This window comes from Kribbella sp. NBC_00359, assembly GCF_036097425.1.
Classification (GTDB): domain Bacteria; phylum Actinomycetota; class Actinomycetes; order Propionibacteriales; family Kribbellaceae; genus Kribbella.
Genome location: NZ_CP107975.1, coordinates 7,512,945 through 7,528,047, shown reverse-complemented (window position 1 = coordinate 7,528,047; position 15,103 = coordinate 7,512,945). Strand labels below are relative to the sequence as shown.

Genomic DNA, 15,103 nt, shown 5'->3' with positions numbered 1-15,103 from the left:
GCGATCACGGGCCTGACAGCGACGGCCCGTGGCCGCTCGGTGCGATGGTCCGGCCGGACGCGGCCGAATGCTTCCCGCCCTTGCTCGGCGACGCCGCGAACTCGCGCGCGGTGGTGGCGTAGTCGAGACCCTTGAGCATGCTGGCCGGCACCCCGCTCTTCTCCAACTCGGCGGCCACCTTGGCGCTGAAGCTGCCGTCCGGGGACGAGGTGTTGTAGAGCTTGCGCAGGTCGACCCGGCCCTCCGCCATCCGCACCACGTCGCGGTGCAGCGTGGCGAAGGCCGTGGCGAAGCCGCCGTCGCCGGCGCACCGCATATTCCCGTCCTGGAACGCCTCGTAGACGCGTTCGGTGCCGTCGGTCTCCCGCATCGCCAGTACGACTGTCCTCCGCTCGGCCTTGGCTTTCGCCAGCGCCTGCAGCAGCGGTTGGTACGGCTGGTAGACCGGTCCCGACGGGCCTTCGGCGTACTCCGTCGCCTCCAGGTCCGGTCGGCCCAGGTCCGGCGGCACTGCCTCCAGCCGCGCACCGGCCAGGACGGCGTCCATCGAGGCGCCCTCCTCCATCTGCCGGAGCCCTTCGAGGTACTCGTGCCGCAGCATCTTCACGTAGTACTCGCCGTGGGCCACGTCCCGGAGTTGGGTCGTCCGTGTGGTCTGCGGCGTACCGCGGCCCTTGTCGGTGGTGTGCCGGACGGTGACGTCGTACACGACCGGGATCCGGACCGTGACCAGCTTGCCTTCCTCGATCTTGGTGGCCTCCAGCCGCGTGCCGTGCGCATCGGAGGACTGTTCCTTGACCTGCTCTCCGACCGAGCCGGTGACCGCGACGATGCCGGCGTCGAAGCCGCCGGTCGCCGTGACCGGGGTGGCGTGGTTGCCGGTGCTCGATGACCGGGTGGCCTCCTGCCGCCGGCGGACCTTGCCGCTCTGTCCGTCCACTCCGTCGTCCTCGAGTACCCAGCCGATCGGCGTGGCGTTGATCGCGACGGCGACCGTGGTCCGGCCGTTGCCGCGCGCCGCCATCGGCACCAGGTGGAGGCCCTGCGCGCTGGTCAGCCGCTCGAACTTGGCCTTCAGCGCGGTCGGCTGCAACTGCGCCCCGACCATCGCCTTGTGCTCCGCGAAACCGGCCTCGCCGAGGACGCCGGGGCGGCTGAGGAAGGCTCCGACCTCGTCGAACAGGCGATCGGACTCCGGCTCGCCCTTCAGGTACGGCGCGGCCCGCTCGACCGAGGCGCTCTCGGGGAGTTCGAATGTGCGGTGCTCCGGGAGGCGGTCGCCGGCCGTCTGCTGAGCCACGGCGGCCGGCCCGTCGGTGATCAGCCCGCGGGGGACCAGCGCGGTCAGGTCCGCGCGCAGTTGCCGCGGTTGCGACACGGTGGTGACCTCACCCAGCGTCGTCCGGTCGAGCTTCCACCGCAGGCTCGCCATCGTCGCGGCGCCGGCGTTGTGCAGCCGGACGACCTCGGTGGTGAAGACGATCTTCCGGTTCACCTTGGCCACATCGAAGTGGCCGGTGCGATCCAGCGTGGTGTTCTGCTCGCCGCTGCCGGCCGTGTGCGTCCGGGTCCGGTCGGTCCCGGCACTGCCCGACATGCTGCCGCCCGCACTGTTGGCGTCCGCGGCCTGGACTGTCCCGGAGTACGTCGTGGTGTGGCCGGTGGACCGGTCCCGTTGGGCGTAGTCGTAGGCCTGGTTGATGCTGCCCGCCGCGACCTTGGGGATCTCCGGCGTACCGTCGGCCGCTTCCGGAGTGCCGTCGATGGTGATCTCACCCTCGAAGTGCGCCCGGACCCGGACGAGCAGTACGTCGGGTAGCTCCCGCCCCTCGACCGGGACCTCGATCGAGCCGACGTACCCGCGTGGTCCGAGCATGTCCTCGAGGTGGCCCTGGTAGCTGTCCGGGCTGAGATCGGCCTGCAATTCGGCGGCGAGCAACGGACTGGCCTGCTGCAGGCCGGGCGCGACCTCCTCGATCTGCTGGTTGATCAGCGCGAGGAGCTCGACCTGCTCGTCCGGCTTGCCCTCGGGAGTGATCGACTCGAGCTGGCTCGAGGCGAGGCTGGCGTCGTACGCGCCGGACAGGTGCACGATCCGGGGTTGGTCGGCCAACCGCTCGGCCCGGTCAGCGGCCGTCTCCAGCCGCTCGCTCGGCGTCGGCGCGTGCGGCATCGGCACCTTGGTCTGCCGCACCACCTTCTCGGTCAGGCGTTCGTCGGTGTGCGTGGCCGCGAGGCCCGTGGTCGCACCGGCCTTCTCGTGCCGGTAGCGACGGACGAAACCGGCCGCGGTCCGCGGATCGAGCTCGAGCTTGCCCTCCAGGTACCGCTCGGCGGCGTCGGCCACGACCGGCAACGGCAGGTCGAGCTTCCGGCCCGCGTAGAGCTCCAGGGCGCGGCGTTCGGCCATCGCCTTCTGCGCCAGTGCGTCCTCCAGCCGCACGGTCTGGATGACGCGCCCGTCCTGCACGATGTCCGCCACCAGCTTGTACCGCTCGAGGAACTCGTAGTGCGTACCGCCGTTGACCAGCAGCCGTTCCTCACCCGAGGTCTGGCTGTTCGAGGTGGACTGCGACCTCCCGCCGGTCCGGCCGATCGTGGCCCCACCGGACCAGCCGGAGCCGTCGGCCTCGGTCGGTCCAGCGCCTCCGTCGACGGTCAGCCCACCGGAGTGCGACGTACCGGATGTCAGGCCGACGTCGGTCATCGTGAAGTTGATGTCGACCGTGGTCTGCTCACTGATCGCGGCGAACGTGAGGGCGGTGGCCTCACCGCGGATGACGATCTGGAGCTGTTGCGGCAGCAGGGTCCGGTCCTCGAGCGCCTGGGCCGGGTTCGCCGGTGCCGGGATGACGACCATGGGCAGCTCGTAGCTGCCGCTCATCCAGTCCCGGTTCGCGACCAGGCTGTCGGGGGAGAGGAACGTGTGCAGCTGCTGGAAGGCGCTCGAGTCCGCACGGATCGCGCTGACGGCCGAGAAGATCCGGTCGGCCGGGTTGCCCGCGTCCACCGCGACCGGGATCGCCTGCCGAACGGCGAGCGCGCTCGGTGCCTTCGGGTCCGCCTCGAACACCGGTGCCTCGGCCCGGGACAGAGCACTGTCGTACTCGACCTCGAAGCTTCCGCGTACGTCGGCCAGCGGCTCGGAGTCACCCTTGTCGGTGACCTCGGCGAACGTGATCCGGGCGCCTTGCCTGAGCCGGTCGGTTTCCGCGCTGCTCTCGTTCAGCGTGACCCGCTGGACCCGCCGGCCGACCGTCCAGCTGAAGCTTCGGCCGAGCGCGCTGCGGCTCAGCTTGATGCCGAGCCGGCCGGCCCAGCCCCGCACACCCGGCGCCGGACCAGCTTTGGCGCCGACCCCACCCGAGATCGGGACTGCCTTCGATCGTCCGGACGTCCGCCCGGTGGCTCGCGAACTGATGCCGAGCCGGACGATGTTCTCTGTCGTACTGGTGCCGCGGCCCTGGACGTCGTCGAAGTCCTGGGTGACGGACAACCGGAAGTTGCGATAGTGCGGCGCCCGGCCGGTGCGGTGATCGTCGAGGACCACGATCAGGCCACCCTGGCAGGCCTGGTTCATCCCGGCCTCGATCCGGGGCGCGGTGATCTGCTGGGTGATCCGGTCGTAGTTGGCCAACTGACTGGCCCTACGCAGCGGATCCGTCGGCATCTTGTCCCGGCGCGGCTTGAGCCTGGAGTCCAGCGGCGGCACCAGACCCATCGCACTCAGCTTCAGCAATGCCTGGCGCTGGGTCTCCTCGGCACCGCGGAGGTTCTGCGGCAGTGCCTTGCCCGGGCCGCGCAGCTGGTTCTCGCCGCGACCGAGCCACGGCGGCAGGGCCTGCGGTCCGGTCGGCGGCTCGGGGTCGCCGCGGAGCAGCACCCGGTCGTCCTGGTCGAACCGCATCGCGCCGTCGGGCTCCCGCCGTACGGCGTTCTTGTCCGCGCGGCCGCCGGCCCGCAACAGGTCGTTCTCCGGGACACGCAGCCGCGCCTTGCAGGTGTCCGCGATGACGATCGGCTCGGACTTGCGGTCGTTGACGTTGCGCAGGGTCGCCTTGACCCTCAGGTCGACGATGACCCCCTGGGTGGGGCCTTGGTTGCGGTGGACGGCCGGGGTGATCGAGGTCGAGCTGACCGCCTGCCCGCCTTGGCGTGAGACGTTGCGGCCGACCGAGACGCTGGGCGACAGGTCCGCGCCGGAGCCGGCGACATCGTTCAAGGCCTTCGGGCTCGGCAGGAAGCCGGGGACCGGCTGGGCCACCGCCTTGCCCGGAAAGGCGAGCGAGGCAGTCCCGGTCAGCGACGTGCCGTAGGACTGACTCGCGTTGACTCCGGCGAAGTCGACCAGGACCTCTTCCTGCCACATCTCGGAGCTGGACTCACCGCTCAGCTCGGCGGTGCTCCAGACCGGCTCCACCTCGAGGGTGAGTTCGTACTCCGTCTCGCCGCCGGACGGGATCGGCCGGGTGATACCGCCGGGGGCGGTCGCCTCTCTGAGCAGGCGGTGCGAGTCCTGAGTGATGAGTCCGCTGATGTGGTCGAAGGTGACGCGGTCGATCCCGCCGTACTTCTGCTGGGTCTCGGCGACCAGGCGGTCGTTGAGGCGCTGCAGACCGCTGATCCTGGTCACGGTGTGCCGCGGGAACTCCGTCGTGCACTCCGCGCCGCGGCCGAGCTCCTCCAGCGACACGGTCTCGGCAGGCGGCTTGACGGTGTAGGCGCTCGACACCCACGTCAGTTGCCGGCCCGCGTCGGCCGTCTCCACCGGCGACCAAGGCTCGGTGGGTGAGTTGCGGACCTCGATCTCCCACTCGCCGGACCACTCGTACAGCAGTGACTCGCCCCGGTTGACATCCACCCAGCCGGACTGGTGGTGGGCGGTGGCGCCACTGGTCTCGGCCAGCGTGCGGCCCGTCGAGACCTCGCCGCGCGGCGAGAGCAGCTGGGACGCGACGTGCAGAGGCGTCCCAGGGGCGGCCATCGCGAGGAACGGCTGCACATTGACGCCGACCGTGACGTTCGACGCGTGCGTGCTGGTGGTGGCGAAACTCTGGCCACCCTCGCCGAGGGTGCCCGACATCTGCTCGGCCAGGTCGTAGTCGCGATCGACCACCTCGGTGACGTCGCGCGGCTTGATCCGGAGCCGGACCTGCGTGATCCGGGTGACGTCGTCGTCCGGAGTGCCACCGACGGTGAACACCATGCCGTCGGGCGACAGCAGCCGGCGGTACTCGGCGCCCGGCATCGGGATCGGCGCGTCGGATCCGAGCCGCTCGCGACAGTCGTACCTCGCGAGCACCTGGTTGATCTCGTCGAGCGGCACGGTCAGCGGCTTGCCGGTCGGTACGCCGGTCTCCAGGAGATCCTTGACCGGTGTCGCCTGATCGGCGCTGCTCTCGTACACCTCGACGCGGCTCGCTGCCTGACGGGCCAGCTCGGCGATCCGGGTCTGCGAACCGTTCGCGTCGAGCTCGCTGAGCAGGGCCTGGTAGCCGGCCAGCGCGTGCCGGGCGTCGGTCGCCGCCTGCCCGTACGCGCCGGCGATCTCGGTGTGCCGCCGCGCCTTGTTGCCGGCGGCAACGGCTGCCACGCGCAGCTTGCGGGCCCGTTCGGGCGCGCCGAGGTCCTTCCCGGTCTCCTCGACCTGAGCGTCCCGCTCGCTCTGACCGGCCTCGGTGATCGCCGTGGCGGCACTGAGGGTCTTGGTCCGAGCCTTGCCATCGAGGTCCGCAGCCGCGGCTTCCAGCGTCGTGATCTGCGTGATGACCTGCTGGCGGAGGTGGCCCGGCGTGTGCCGCGCGGGTGTGGCGTCCGCCTCGGCGCGGGCGGCCGCCAGGCCGGTCTCGGACGCGTCAGCGGTTGCGATCGCGTCGACCGCCCAGGGGAGGGCCGGCTCGGTGCCGCTCCGGCGTCCGATAGCCTTCGCCAGGCCCTGGATGTCCTGCTCGAGCTCCGCGACGCTGCGCGGACCGGTGGGTCGCCCGTTCGCCAGCGTCTCGGCCCGCGCTTGCCGCCAATCCTGCGTCAGCAGTTGGTACGCCGCGTTGTCGGCCCGGACGCGGCGATCGCGCCCCTCGTGGCCGAAGGGGGACCGCAGCCGGCCGAGGATCCCGGTCGGCCGCTCGGCCTTCGCGGCCGCGAGTTGCTGCGTCATCAGGGAGAGCTGATGCGCCCAGATGTGGCGGTACTGCGTGTCGGCGAGGCCGGGCGAGATCCGCAGTACGTGCGGGTCGTTCGCCGTACCGGAGCGGACCCGGCCCTGCGCCACCAGGCCGCCGACCGTGGGGAGCACTTCGACCCGGACATGCTGAGGGGCGGCGCTCGCCGTCATCCTCACCACGGCTAGCTCGGCCTGCGGATCGACGGCCGGCTTGGCGGTGAGGGACGAGCCGAGCTCGTCCTGACTCATGGTCTCCAGGACATCCAGCGCGGTACGCCGGCTCTGCTCCGGGTCTCCCGCGGCACCTGTCACCAGGCCGGTGCCTCGGATCGCTCGGGTCAGCGTCTGGCGACGCGACGGCCGGCGATGGTTGTTGCCGACCTGAGGACGCCGGCGTCCGGGGGAGGAGCGCGCGGGTGCCGTCGTGGCGAGCAGGCGGGCGTCGCGGCTGATCTGCTGCGATGCCGACACGACCTCGGACGCCGCGACCGGCTTCGACGTACCCGGTAGGCGCTCGAGTCGAGCGGCGGCTTCCGGCGACTCCGGCGCTGCGCTTCGGAGCGCGACACGGAGCATCGCCTCGGCCTCGGTCCGGCGGGATTGGTCCAAACCGGGGACATGGAGGAACCGATCCAGCGCTGCCGTCGCTCCGTCCGCGGGCGATTCGCCGCGGACGCGGGCGACCTCGGCGCCGAGTACGCCGACGGCCTCGGCCAGCAAGCGGTCATCGTGCGCATGGTCCGCGGCGCGGCGGCTGAGTTGTGCCTCCAGCGCCCGGACGACGTACGCCGGCAGGACGTCCTGCCGGCTGGTCAGCCAGACGCGGCCGTCACTCAGCGGCACTGCCGTCGGATAGACGATGCCGAGGGCGGTTCCGATGGCCGTTCGGGCCCGGACCGCCGGCTCAGGGGCGGCCATCGTGGGTGTCGTCAGCCGACCCACCCCCTCCCGTAGGTGCCTCGGTGCTCACCAGTTGTCACCAAGACGTCTGCTTCCGGAATTTAGCAAACTTTCGGTTACTCGCCAGCTACTCGGAACACCCGAACTGTTAACGATTTACGCCCCGTCGGCCCCCTAGGATCACGCGCATGGACGACCGGCTGGGTTCATCGGAGTGGAGCGTGCCCGAGGCGCGGAACGTGGTGGCCCAGTTGCGGCACGTCGCGGCCGAAGGCCCGGAGTACGACGGTGTCGAGCTTTTCCTCGCTCTGTGTGACTATCTCGACGAGCTCCACGGCGGGGCCGGATTCGACCGGGTGCTCACCGGGCCGGAGCGGTCCGCGCTGGCCGGCGCCGTACGCCGGGTGCACGGGCGGAGCGCCGTACCGGATCGGGACGGGGAGCGGCTCGTCCAGCCGGTGAACGCGGCCGTCACACTGACCGAGGGGCGGGCGCTCGCGGCCGAGCTGGAAAGCGCTGACGCATGGCAACGGGAGCTGGGACGGGCGCTGCATGGCCTGTACAGCTATCTAGACCAGTTGTACGGCGGACCGGGCGCCTTCACGGACCTGCTGACGACCGCGGAACGGGACCGGGTCGCGAGCCGATAACGGCACCGACCTGGCGGCCCGGATGGCACCTCGCTGCCACTACGGTAGGGCGCGTGAGTCTCTCGTCCTCTACGCGCACACCCTCCCAAGGCACCCGCGGAGCGGGCCGATCGGCGGGCGGTGGCGCGACCCGCCTCCCGAGCAGCCGGGAGCGCCGTCCGGCCCTGGCCGCGCTCGCGGTCATCCTGATCCTGCTCGGCGCCGCCGGGTCCGCCCTGATCGCGCTGAACAGCGGCAACCGGTCCGACTTCGTCGCGATCGCCCCCGACAAGCTCGCGCCCGGCCACCGGATCGAGCCCAAGGACCTGTCCCGCGGCGACCTCGCCGGTGCGACCGGCGGCCTGATCCCGTGGTCGGAGGCGAACCAGTACCTCGGCCGCTACACCACCACCTGGCTCTACAAGGACCAGTTCGTCACGCCGGACAACTTCACCAAGGTGGGCGCCAAGCCCATCCCGGCCGACGGTGCGCTGGTCGGTGTCAGCCTCGAGGCGGGCCGCGCGCCCTCGGACGGACTCGACGTCGGCGACATGGTGTCGGTGATCCGGGTCCCCGCGGCCACCGGGGACTCGGGGATCCCGACCACGCTGGTCAAGGCCGCCGAGGTCACCTCGACCGCGGGTGCCGTCACGGACCCGAAGACGAGCGCCAGCACGACCCTGAACGTGACAGTGCTGATCCCGACCGACCAGGCGCTGCCGGTGGCCGCTGCCGCGGCGGCCAAGACCCTGGTGCTGGTGAAGCTCGCGCCGGGCACCAAGCCCGACGTCTCGCGGACCGACGGGACCAATTGATGGCACTGGTGGCATTGGCGAGCGCGAAGGGCTCGCCCGGGGTGACGACTGCCAGTCTCGTCTTCGGCGCGCTCTGGCCGCGGCAGGTGCTGCTGGCCGAGTGCGACCCGGCCGGCAGCGATGTGGCGATCCGGATGACCGCACCGGGTGGTGCGGCGCTCAACTCCGACCGTGGCCTGGTCAGCCTGGCCGCCGCGAGCCGGAAGGGCCTGGGCGACGAGGTGATCCTTGCGCACAGCCAGCAGCTCGACGGTGGTCTCGACGTACTGCTCGGCGTCCGTTCACCTGAGCAGGTCGGTGGCATGGGCGGTCTGTGGCATCCGCTCGGCGTTTCGTTCAACCAGATGCAGAACGGCGACGTACTGGCCGACTGTGGCCGGATCGGCGCGTCGTCGCCGCAGCTTCCCGTCATCCAGTCCGCGCGGCTCGTCGTACTCGTGTGTACGGCGACCGGGTCGTCGGTCGCGCACCTGCGGGAGCGACTGTCCTCATTGGTCCACCATGTCGACGCACAGCTTGGCGTGGTCGTGGTGGCCGACCCGAAGCGGCGCGACGGGGTCAAGCAGGTGTGGACCGTGCTGGACGCGATGTCCGTGCCCGTTCGGCACCGGTGGCATCTGGCGTACGACCCGGCCGGTGCGGCGTTCTTCGACGGGCGTGGTCACGGCCGGCTCGACAAGACACCGCTGATCCGGTCCGCGACCGACATCACCGCGGAGATGGCCGCACTCGCCGCGGTGCCGCCGCAGCAAGACTTCGACATGGCCCAGGCCGCGTTTCCGCCGCAGGGGGAGTGGCAGTGAGCGCTGATCAGGAGCTGGTCCGCAAGTTGCGGGTCCAGGTCGCCGAGCGGCTGAACGAACAACGCCGCCGCGACCAGGTGAACGGCGTACCGCCGATGAGCGCCGAGGACGAGCGCGAGTACGCCCGTTCGCTGATCGTCCAGGTGCTCGAGGACCACGCCCGCTACGAACTGGCCGAGGGTCGGACGCCGCCGACGCCGGACGACGACGCGCAGATCGCAGGCGCGATCCATTCGGCGCTGTTCGGCGTGGGCCGGCTGCAGCCGCTGATCGACGACCCCGAGGTCGAGAACATCGACATCAACGGGTGTGACCAGGTCTTCGTCCAGTACGGCGACGGCCGCGAGGAGATGCTCGGCGCTGTCGCCGAGAGCGACGACGAGCTGGTCGAGCTGATCCAGGTGCTGGCCGCCCATGCAGGCTTGACCAGCCGGCCGTTCGACTCCGCGAACCCGCAGCTCGACCTGCGGCTGCCCGACGGCTCCCGGTTGTCCGCGGTCATGGGTGTCACGTCCCGCCCCGCGGTGTCCATCCGGCGCGCCCGACTGGGCCGCGTGTTCCTCCGTGATCTGGTCGTCAACGGCACCATGTCCGACGACGTCGGCTCGTTCCTGCGGGCGGCGATCGCGGCCCGGAAGAACATCATGATCGCGGGCGCGACGAACTCCGGGAAGACCACGCTGCTGCGCGCGCTGGCCAACGAGATCGGCCCGTCCGAGCGGCTGATCACGGTCGAGCGCTCGCTCGAGCTCGGCCTCGGCGAGTTCAAGGACCTGCACCCGAACGTGGTCGCGTTCGAGGAGCGGCTGCCGAACTCCGAAGGCGTCGGCGAGGTCAGCATGGCCGACCTGGTCCGCCGCTCGCTGCGGATGAACCCCTCGCGGGTGATCGTGGGTGAGGTGCTGGGCGACGAGATCGTGACGATGCTGAACGCGATGAGCCAGGGCAACGACGGCTCGCTGTCGACGATCCACTCGAACAGCTCGATGGAGGTGTTCAACCGGATCAGCACCTACGCGATCCAGGCGATGGAGCGGCTGCCGATGGACGCCACCCAGATGCTGATCGCCGGCGCGCTCGACTTCGTCGTGTTCGTCCGCAAGCACAACGACTACCAGCACGGCGGCGGCCTGAGCCGGTACATCGAGAGCATCCGCGAGGTGACCGGCTGGGACGGCCGGGTTCTGTCCGGCGAGGTGTTCGCGCCGGGACCGGACGGCCGGGCGGCCGCGCACGCGCCGATCGCCTGCATGGACGAGCTCGAGCACTTCGGGTACCAGCCCCTCGTGCACGGAACGTGGGCGTGACGCGATGAACAACAGGACGCTGCTCGCCCTGCTCTGCGGCGCGGTCGTCGGCGGCGCCGTACTGCTGCTGATCGTCGCGATCCGCGGCACCGAGCCGCGGGAGGAGACCCCCTCGGTGTTCCGCCGGGGCAACGCCGAGAGCCGGAAGAACCTGATCCGGTTCGGCGTCGGGATCGGCGTCGGTCTGATCGTCCTGGTCGTGACCCGCTGGCTGGTCCTGGCCGTGGCGCTCGGCCTGTTGGCGGCGATGGCGGACCGCTTCTTCGGCGGCACCGGCGAGGAACGCCGCGCGATCGAGCGGCTGGACGCACTGGCCACCTGGACCGAGGCGCTGCGCGACACGATCGCCGGCGCGGTCGGCCTGGAGCAGGCGATCCCGGCGACCGCGGTGAACGCGGCCCCGGCGATCAAGCCCGGCCTGAACCTGCTGGTCGACCGGCTGCGCATCCGCGAACCGTTGCCCTCGGCATTGATGCGGTTCGCCGACGACCTGGACGACCCGTCCGCGGACCTGATCGTCGCGGCTCTCGTACTGAACGCCCGGCTGCGCGGACCCGGTCTGCGCGAGGTGCTCAGCGCCCTGGCGGACTCGGCCCGCGAGGAGCTCGACGTACGGCGGAAGGTCGCGGCGGAACGCCGATCGACGCGGCGCAGCGTGCAGGTGGTGGTCGCGATCACGCTGGTGATGGCGGCCGGACTCGTGCTGTTCAACCCGACGTACATGCAGCCGTACACGAGCTTCATCGGGCAGGTCGTGCTGGCCGTCGTGATCGCGCTGTACGCGCTCGGGCTGATCTGGTTGCGCCGGCTGGCCAAGATCGAGGTGCCCGAGCGGTTCCTGATCAGGAGCGACAACGCCCAGCGGGGCAACCGGTCCGGCGACCAGCGGATGGAGGTGGTGGGCGGATGACGTGGGCCTTCATCGCGGGCGGTCTCGTCGGCCTCGGCGTGTACCTGGTGGTCCGGATGTTCATCAAGCCGGCGACCAACGTGCTGTCCACCATCGCCCGGATCGACGCCGGCCGGGGCGGATACACCAGTGGCGCGACCACCAGTGCGGCCGGCGAGCGGGTGCTCGGCGGCGTGGACCGGGCCCGCGAGACGCTCGGGCGGCGGCTGGAGCTCGAGGCGAACGCTCGCGGCTGGGGGTTCGGGAAGCTCCGCCGCGACCTCGCGGTGATGAACCAGCCGTTCGCGGCGATGCTTGCCACCAAGGTGTTCTTCGCGCTCGGGGCGATGATCTTCATCCCGCTCGTGCTGTTCCTGTTCGGGGCGATCGGTCTCAGTGCGCCCGGGGCCAGCCCGGCGATCGTGACGCTGGCCGCGATGGCCCTGGCGTTCTTCCTTCCTGACCTGGCGTTGCGGCAGGAGGCCGAGAAACGGCGCCGTGACTTCCGGCACGTGGTCGGCAGTTTCCTCGACCTGGTCGCGATGAACCTGGCCGGCGGCCGTGGCCTGCCCGAGGCGCTGATGACCGCGTCCACCATCGGCGACCACTGGGCGATGGCCAGGATCCGGCAGGCCCTTGCGAACGCGCGGCTGATCGGCATCACACCGTGGGACGCGATGGCCCGGCTCGGCGAGGATCTCGGCGTCGAGGAACTGCGCGACCTCGCGTCCGCTCTCGCGCTGGCCGGTGACGAGGGTGCGAAGATCCGTGCCTCGCTGCTGGCCCGGGCCGCCTCGCTGCGACGCAAGGAGCTGGCCGACGTGGAAGGCAAGGCGGGTGAGCGCTCCCAGTCGATGCTGGTCGCGCAGCTCGTCATGATCGCGGCGTTCTTCCTGTTCCTGGCCTTCCCGGCCGGCGCGGCGATCCTCGGGAGCTAGTGGGATCCAACGGACGAAGTTGTCCGTCGTAGAGGGCATACTGAGGCCTGCTTCGGCCTCACGATTCGGAAGGCTAACGGATGATCTCGGAACTGCAGTTCTGGCGGGCGATGGCTGGTTACGCGATGGCGCGTGCCCACGCTCAACGAGCCCGGGCACGCCAGGGCCGGACCGATCTCGGCGCCTCCGCCCTGGAATGGGCGATCATCTCGGCGATCCTGGTCGCCGCCGCGCTGGCGATCGGCGTGGTCGTCAAGCGCGTCATCACCAAGCGGACCGGCGAGATCGACCAAGGCTGACCCGATCATGCGTTTCCGCCCCCGCTCGGAGCGCGGCGTCAGTTCGCTCGAGCTGGCCATCCTGGCGCCCGCGATCCTCGCGCTGATCTTCATGAGCATCCAGACCGCGCTCTGGCTGTACGGGCGGTCGGTGGCGCTGAACGCCGCGCAGGAAGGGGTTTCCCGGCTGCGGCTGGTCCAGCCGCCGGTCTACAGCACGGGTGTGGGGGAGAAGGTCCGGGCCGACATCGAGTCGTACGCGCAACAGGTCGGTGGGACGTCACTGCAGCACGCGAGTGTCGCGCCACCGTCGTACAACAACCCCGAAGGCATGGTCTCCTTCACGGTCACCGGTGAGACGGTCTCGCTGGTTCCCGGCCTGACGCTGAAGGTGAGCCGCACCGCCACCGGCCCGATCGAGCAGTTCGAGGCCGACGACAAGTGAGCCAGGAGATGACGCGGAGACTGGGGATCCGGTGCCGCCGCATGGTCGCACGGCGGCGCGAACGAGGCGCACTGGCGCTCGAGCTGGCGGTTCTGGCGCCGGTCCTGCTGGTGCTGTTCATGTTCCTGCTCGCCTGCGGCCGCTACTTCCAGACTTCTTCGCTGCTGGAGGGTGCCGCCCGCGACGGCGCGCGCTCCGCGAGCCAGGCACGCTCCCTGACCGATGCCCAGGCACGGGTCGACCAGGCGGTCAGCGATGCGATGGGCCAGGCGGTCAAGTCCTGCAAGGAAACCGCGTCCGGCAGCATCACCACCGGGTTCACCGCCGGTGCGCCGCTGTCCGTCGAGGTGAGCTGCACGATCAACTACCGCGACCTCGGGCTGCTCGGCCTCGGCGGCGACACCACCATCACCAAGCGATTCACCTCGTCGCTCGATCCGTACCGGGGGGTGCGCGGTGACGGCTCCTGATCGGCACCGGATCCTGGAGTTCTTCCGGATCGATGCCCCCGGCAACCATCGGATCGTCCTCGGCCGAGGCGCCCTGAGCCCCGCGGTGGCGATTCTCGCGGTGATGATCTTCACCCTGGCCGGCCTGGTGATCGACGGCGGCCGCCAGCTCGGCGCCCGCTCCCGCGCCGTCGGCTACGCCCAGGAGGCGGCCCGCGTCGGCGCCGCGGCGATCCAGCTGAACAACGCCGAAGCCAAGATCGACACCACCAAGGCCGCCACCGCGATCAACGGCTTCTGCGCCCAGGTGAAGTCCAACGACTCCACCGTCACCTCCTGCGGTCCGACCACGCTGACCGACGAGCAGGTCGACATCCAGGTCGACATCGCCAACAAAACGACGTTCCTGGGCCTCATCGGCAAACAAAGCCTCAAAGCCGTCGGCACCGGCCAGGCCCACGCCGAGCAAGGCATCAAGAAGGCCGACGACAGCCCGACGATCCCCTCGATCGTCGTCAACAGGACCCCGGACGACCCCGGCGCACCCATCACCACCGCGGTGCCACCGACCATCGACTTCCCCTGCCCGACCTGGACCGTCGGCTCACCGACCCCGATCTGGACGTTGACGCCGTTCCCGTTCCCGGCCACGTGCACGCCGAACGTGACGCCCACGCCGGACCCGTCGTCCACTCCGCCCGAGAGTCCGCCGACCGGGACGCCACCCACCTCCACCCCGCCAAGCCGCTAGAGACCGAAGGAATGTCATCCGTGCGTAGGTTCGCTCTCCCCGCGGCGCTGGCCGGCGTCCTGCTGCTCTCCGCCTGCGGCGGCAAGGACTCCAACGACGGCGGCCTACCCGTGCCGGCCGGCGGCGACTCCGGCCCAACAACCTCCAGCACCCCGTCGACCGGGACGGCCGAGCCCACCACAGAACCGTCGCAGCCGACCACGACAGCCAAGCCCACCACGCAGCCGAAGGCACAAGTCATCGTCGAGGCCGGGAACTTCGCGTCGAACGCCGCCGTCCAAGGCCTCGTGAGCAGCTATCCGCTGTACTTCCAGGCCCTGGTGTCGAAGGACGACACCGTGCTGAAGAAGTCGTTCCCGTCCTTCTGGTACGCCGACGTGTCACAGGCGATCTTCGATGCCCAGCGCAACGGCTGGGTGATGCGCCCACCGGGCAGCGTGGTGGTGATGGGTGTGCAGAACCAGTCGGAGGGCATCGTTCGGGTGAAGACGTGCCGATCGCAGACCACGCAGTACTGGGATCTCAAGGCGAAGAACTGGATCGATGTCACGCCGCAGGGATCGCCTCAGGTGATCGACATGGTCCGGACCGGCCGTGGCTGGCTGCCGTACCGGCTGGCTCCGTCGACCGGCGTCAGTTGCTCGGGCGTGCACTATCCGGCCTAGGTCAGAACGCGAGAATTCAGGTTCCGGTTAGGTGACGGGGACAGCGAGTACCGGGCATGATGCCCCTGGTC

12 protein-coding genes are annotated in these 15,103 nt (G+C 70.5%); 11 read left to right on the top strand and 1 reads right to left on the bottom strand.

Features of this window, described 5'->3' with window-relative positions:
• Positions 1 to 4: 4 nt before the first annotated feature.
• Complete coding sequence (locus OG876_RS36605; protein WP_328521289.1) at positions 5 to 7,081, bottom strand: hypothetical protein; 7,077 nt, start codon at positions 7,079 to 7,081, stop codon at positions 5 to 7.
• Between the two features lie 170 nt (positions 7,082 to 7,251).
• Between OG876_RS36605 and OG876_RS36600 the strand changes: the two genes are divergently transcribed.
• From OG876_RS36600 to OG876_RS36550, 11 genes are all read left to right on the top strand, one after another.
• Positions 7,252 to 7,713, top strand: coding sequence for a hypothetical protein (locus OG876_RS36600; RefSeq protein WP_328521288.1), 462 nt, complete (start codon positions 7,252 to 7,254; stop codon positions 7,711 to 7,713).
• A 53-nt stretch (positions 7,714 to 7,766) separates the two neighbouring features.
• The gene (locus tag OG876_RS36595) at positions 7,767 to 8,507 is read left to right on the top strand and encodes a hypothetical protein (protein ID WP_328521287.1); all 741 of its coding nucleotides are present in this window, start codon (positions 7,767 to 7,769) and stop codon (positions 8,505 to 8,507) included.
• Positions 8,507 to 9,310, top strand: coding sequence for a hypothetical protein (locus OG876_RS36590; RefSeq protein ID WP_328521286.1), 804 nt, complete (start codon positions 8,507 to 8,509; stop codon positions 9,308 to 9,310). The genes OG876_RS36595 and OG876_RS36590 overlap by 1 nt, the downstream gene beginning before the upstream one ends.
• Entirely contained in the window at positions 9,307 to 10,617 is a 1,311-nt protein-coding gene (locus OG876_RS36585; protein ID WP_328521285.1) for a CpaF family protein, read from the top strand. The genes OG876_RS36590 and OG876_RS36585 overlap by 4 nt, the downstream gene beginning before the upstream one ends.
• 4 nt (positions 10,618 to 10,621) lie before the next feature.
• Positions 10,622 to 11,527 carry a type II secretion system F family protein gene (locus tag OG876_RS36580; RefSeq protein ID WP_328521284.1) on the top strand — a complete coding sequence of 302 codons (906 nt, stop codon included), beginning with the start codon at positions 10,622 to 10,624 and terminating at the stop codon, positions 11,525 to 11,527.
• Entirely contained in the window at positions 11,524 to 12,444 is a 921-nt protein-coding gene (locus OG876_RS36575; protein ID WP_328521283.1) for a type II secretion system F family protein, read from the top strand. Before OG876_RS36580 ends, OG876_RS36575 begins: the two co-directional genes overlap by 4 nt.
• Before the next feature lie 80 nt (positions 12,445 to 12,524).
• Complete coding sequence (locus tag OG876_RS36570; RefSeq protein ID WP_328521282.1) at positions 12,525 to 12,743, top strand: hypothetical protein; 219 nt, start codon at positions 12,525 to 12,527, stop codon at positions 12,741 to 12,743.
• A 7-nt stretch (positions 12,744 to 12,750) separates the two neighbouring features.
• Entirely contained in the window at positions 12,751 to 13,167 is a 417-nt protein-coding gene (locus OG876_RS36565; protein ID WP_328521281.1) for a TadE family protein, read from the top strand.
• An 8-nt stretch (positions 13,168 to 13,175) separates the two neighbouring features.
• Positions 13,176 to 13,637, top strand: a complete 462-nt coding sequence (locus OG876_RS36560; RefSeq protein WP_328521280.1) for a TadE/TadG family type IV pilus assembly protein — start codon at positions 13,176 to 13,178, stop codon at positions 13,635 to 13,637.
• A complete protein-coding gene (locus OG876_RS36555) occupies positions 13,624 to 14,367 on the top strand; it encodes a TadE/TadG family type IV pilus assembly protein (RefSeq protein ID WP_328521279.1) in 744 nt (247 codons plus the stop codon). Before OG876_RS36560 ends, OG876_RS36555 begins: the two co-directional genes overlap by 14 nt.
• A 20-nt stretch (positions 14,368 to 14,387) precedes the next feature.
• Positions 14,388 to 15,032, top strand: coding sequence for a hypothetical protein (locus OG876_RS36550; protein ID WP_328521278.1), 645 nt, complete (start codon positions 14,388 to 14,390; stop codon positions 15,030 to 15,032).
• Positions 15,033 to 15,103: the final 71 nt, after the last annotated feature.

What these genes read in the sequence shown, in the direction of transcription:
- OG876_RS36605 (WP_328521289.1), bottom strand. Translation starts at nt 7,081, where the DNA reads ATGGCCGCCCCTGAGCCGGCGGTCCGGGCCCGAACGGCCATCGGAACC.
- OG876_RS36600 (WP_328521288.1), top strand. Translation starts at nt 7,252, where the DNA reads ATGGACGACCGGCTGGGTTCATCGGAGTGGAGCGTGCCCGAGGCGCGG.
- OG876_RS36590 (WP_328521286.1), top strand. Translation starts at nt 8,507, where the DNA reads ATGGCACTGGTGGCATTGGCGAGCGCGAAGGGCTCGCCCGGGGTGACG.
- OG876_RS36580 (WP_328521284.1), top strand. Translation starts at nt 10,622, where the DNA reads ATGAACAACAGGACGCTGCTCGCCCTGCTCTGCGGCGCGGTCGTCGGC.
- OG876_RS36575 (WP_328521283.1), top strand. Translation starts at nt 11,524, where the DNA reads ATGACGTGGGCCTTCATCGCGGGCGGTCTCGTCGGCCTCGGCGTGTAC.
- OG876_RS36570 (WP_328521282.1), top strand. Translation starts at nt 12,525, where the DNA reads ATGATCTCGGAACTGCAGTTCTGGCGGGCGATGGCTGGTTACGCGATG.
- OG876_RS36565 (WP_328521281.1), top strand. Translation starts at nt 12,751, where the DNA reads ATGCGTTTCCGCCCCCGCTCGGAGCGCGGCGTCAGTTCGCTCGAGCTG.
- OG876_RS36560 (WP_328521280.1), top strand. Translation starts at nt 13,176, where the DNA reads ATGACGCGGAGACTGGGGATCCGGTGCCGCCGCATGGTCGCACGGCGG.